Origin of the sequence: Bacillus sp. JJ1503 (assembly GCF_036965125.1) — a bacterium.
Taxonomy (GTDB): domain Bacteria; phylum Bacillota; class Bacilli; order Bacillales; family Cytobacillaceae; genus Cytobacillus.
This window is the reverse complement of record NZ_JBALOZ010000376.1, coordinates 1-3,810: the sequence shown is the minus strand read 5'-3', so window position 1 is coordinate 3,810 and position 3,810 is coordinate 1. Positions and strand designations below refer to the sequence as shown.

General features: G+C 39.8%; 4 protein-coding genes. All 4 read right to left on the bottom strand.

Going from position 1 to position 3,810, the window contains the following annotated elements; all coding sequences use genetic code 11:
* Nucleotides 1-87: 87 nt before the first annotated feature.
* Entirely contained in the window at nt 88-1,605 is a 1,518-nt protein-coding gene (locus V7149_RS23170; RefSeq protein ID WP_335347940.1) for an acyl-CoA synthetase, read from the bottom strand.
* 58 nt (nt 1,606-1,663) lie between these two features.
* Nucleotides 1,664-2,404: a 3-oxoacyl-ACP reductase FabG gene (fabG, locus tag V7149_RS23165; RefSeq protein WP_335347939.1), complete on the bottom strand. Its 741-nt coding sequence runs from the start codon at nt 2,402-2,404 to the stop codon at nt 1,664-1,666.
* A 13-nt stretch (nt 2,405-2,417) separates the two neighbouring features.
* Nucleotides 2,418-3,314, bottom strand: a complete 897-nt coding sequence (gene phaZ / locus V7149_RS23160; RefSeq protein WP_335347938.1) for an intracellular short-chain-length polyhydroxyalkanoate depolymerase — start codon at nt 3,312-3,314, stop codon at nt 2,418-2,420.
* 7 nt (nt 3,315-3,321) lie between these two features.
* Nucleotides 3,322-3,810: 3-oxoacyl-[acyl-carrier-protein] synthase III C-terminal domain-containing protein (locus V7149_RS23155; RefSeq protein ID WP_335347937.1), on the bottom strand; the 489-nt coding region annotated here is incomplete at its 5' end.

Below are 3,810 nucleotides of genomic sequence, written 5' to 3'. Positions count from 1 at the left end.
GAGAGCATTTGTTTGGATTGACCGAAGTTAAATTAATGGTAAATAAAATGCCGAAAAATACAAAAAGCGCGACTGATGATCGCGCTGCTAACAATCTTTCACTATGGACTTTTCAATCCCCATCCGCTTTAATTCTTTTTTATCCACTTTACCGACAGGCGTTTTGGGCATTTCCTGTAAGACAAAAATGTTTCTTGGGATTTTATATTTGCCTAATTTGGTACTGCAATAGATTCTAATTTCCTCATCTGTAATAACAGCCTTGTCTTTGAGAGTGAGGAAGGCAGAAACTGCTTCCCCCCATTTTCGATCAGGAAGCCCAATAACTGCAGCTTCATTGACTTCTGGATGTGCAGATAACCATTGCTCAACCTCTAGGGGATATACATTTTCTCCCCCTGTAATAATTATTTCTTTCTTCCTGCCTACTATATAGAAAAATCCATCTGAATCTTTTCTCGCTAAATCGCCTGTATAAAGCCAGCCATCCTTAACGGTTTCCTTTGTTGCTTTTTCATTGTTCCAATAATGACTGAAGGCGTGCTTTCCCTTTATCAGTACCTCTCCGACCTCATTGATATTTGCTTCTGACCCATCTTCTTTAGCAAGCATGATTTCATTGAAAATCATTGGCCTTCCGACTGACCCCTTTTTTACGACTGCTTGATCAGTTGTAATAAAAAAATTATTCGGACCGGCCTCTGATAATCCGTAGCCCTCTTTAAATGGAAGTCCTTTTTGCTTGAACTTCCCATATATTTCTAACGGGCAAGGTGCTCCTCCAGAAAGAAATACTTTTGTATAGGGAAAGCTGGTTTTTGTAAATTCAGGTGATTCCGTTATCATATGGTACATGGTCGGTACAAACAAAACGATTGAGCATTTATACAAATTTAAGAACTGCATCGCTTTTACAGGTTCAAAATAATCAGCAATAACTACTGTCCCGCCAATCATTAGCAAAGGAATTGAAAGAGCGTTCAATCCTCCAGTATGGAATAATGGCAAATACGTAAGGGTTTTATCTCTATTCGTCAAATTCCAGCTTATAATGGTATTCATAGCATTCCATAAAATGGATTGATGTGAAAGAACAACCCCCTTTGGATTCCCTGTTGTCCCTCCCGTATAGATAATGACTAAAGGATCTGTTTCGCTTAAATGACTTTCAATCCTATCTACTCTATCTCCAGTTGCTAACTCTTCATACTGCTCGTTATTGATTTGCATCAATTGAGTTCCATCCATGCAATTGCCCTTCAGCAGTTCTGTAAAATCGCTATGACAGCCAATGATTTTAGGATTACAATCGTTAAGTATATATTTAATCTCTTCACCAGATAATCGCCAATTGACCGGTACAAATACTGCTCCAAGCTTACCGCAAGCAAACAAAAAATCAAAATAACTTATATGATTAGGTGATAGTAAAGCTACCCGATCGCCCTTTTTCACCCCTTGATGATTCAGCCAGCAGGCTATTGCTTGGGCACGCTTATTTACTTCATCATATGTCCGCTTCAGATTCGTATCGGCTTCAATGATGGCAACAGAAGCCGGTGATAATCTCGCTCTATTCTCCAGCCAATCGAGTTCCCACCCCACTATAATCTCTCCTTCAATCAAGATACCATTATATTAAAGAAAGAGAGTTACATAGAAGTTACATCATAATCCCGCCATCTACATGAAGAACCGTACCATTAACATAATCCGATTCATTAGAGGCTAAGAATAAATAGGCGTTGGCAATATCCTCGGGGCTTCCGAGATGCCCTAGCGGTATCATCATTTTCATTTGTCCGATCACCTTTTCTGGGACCTTAGCCGTCATACCGGTGTCAATAAACCCTGGGGCTACTGCGTTAACATTAATCCCTTTACGACCAAGCTCCTTTGCCCACGTTTTTGTCATCCCGACTACTCCCGCTTTAGTCGCAGCATAATTTGTTTGGCCAATATTGCCATATACACCTGAAACAGATGAAGTATTAATGATTTTCCCTTTTCCTTGTTCAATCATGAAAGGCAATACCGCTTGTGTACAATGGAAAACCCCTGTTAAATTTACATCAAGAACAGACTGAAAATCTTCTGCAGACAGCTTTGACAGCATGCCATCTCTTGTAATTCCTGCATTATTGATTAAAATATCTATTTTGCCGAAAGTATTTTTCACAGCTGCAACCATTTGATCGATGCTTTCTCGGTCCGCCACATTTACCTGAAAAAAATGAACATGATATCCTTGCTCCTTCAGCTCTCTAGCTCTTTCGGCTCCTAGATCTGCATCAAAATCAGCGAGTGCTACAGCTGCGCCTTCCCTTGCAAAAATTTGTGCGGCAGCAAGTCCAATTCCATTGGCAGCCCCAGTAATAATGGCGACCTTATCTTTAAGTCTCATGTTTTCAACTCCTTCATCTATCTAAAAATTCCGACATCACTTGCAGCAACTGCTCCCAATCATCGATCAGCGGGGAATGACCGCAATCCTTTAATTCTACAAAGCTTGCATTCTCCCCAATATCCTCCATGATTTCTTCATTCATTTGTCTCGTGATCACTAAATCCCTGTCACCTAAGAGGACGAGTGTTGGTATTTTGATTTTCCCTGCATCCCCTGTTCCTTCTATTAATCCATTAAATGTCTGACTAATATTAAACGTATTCAAGGCATGGAGAATTTCAGCATAATTTCTTTGGGTAAGCATATCATCTATATACTCTTCGTAGCGTTCTGGTTCAGGTTTGTTTTTTGTATAAATAACAGCATCATAAATCATTCTTAATAATTCACGATTTTTCGTTGCGTATGCTTGCTCGGTAGTGATGACTTTTGCTTTCTCGCTCTTTGTCTGGGCATAAGTTTCAACACGCCGATTTAAGTCAGGCATCCCCTTTTCATCTGATTCATATAGTGGATATCCCCTTGTGGAACCTGATGCTAGCAAGATCATTTTATCGCACATTTCGGGATGGTCGGCAACGTATTGCATACTAACAGTGCCTCCCGTAGACCATCCGATTATTGAAAAATCCTTCAATTCAATTGCCTTCGTAAAATGGTCAATATCATCGGCTAGCTCTTTAATTGAATAGATCGGATTTTGATAGCTTGATAGTCCAAAGCCTCTCTGATCGATTGCATAAAGCTTGTATTTAGGATCCATGTTTTCAAGAACAACATCCCAATGCTTTGAGGAATTCATATTGCCGTGGACAAGCAGAACTTTTTTAGTTCCACCTAATCTTTCACGATAGAAAATCATTTCCCCATTCGGCAGACTTACGTTTTTTATCATTATTTCTGTCACTTCTGAATCACTCTCCCCATCTAATTGTAGAAGCTCCCCAAGCATAGCCAATGCCAGCACTGACTAGTACAATGACATCACCGTTTTTCAATTTCCCAGATCTTTCAGCAAGCTCTAAAGATAAAATTTGATCAATTTGACCTATATGCCCATATTCCTCTAAATAGATTGAATCTTCTTTAGTTAATCCTAACTCCTTTAAAACATAATCATGAGCAGACTTCTTCATATGAAGCATCCCGATATAGGAAATATCCTTCTCCTTGTATCCACTTTTCCGGACAGATTCACGAATAACATGCAGGAAGTTCTTCATCGATTTTTTTTCGAGGCGCTCTCTCATCCCAGCAGGATCAAGAACATCAAGTTTATATTTCCCTTCCTCTAACGCTTCCCTTGTCAGCGGATTTTTCGTCCCGCCTGCCACAACGACAACATCCTCGGAAAAAGAACCGTCTGTCAGCAGCTCCGTCTCCAATAATAAATTCCTCTTGCA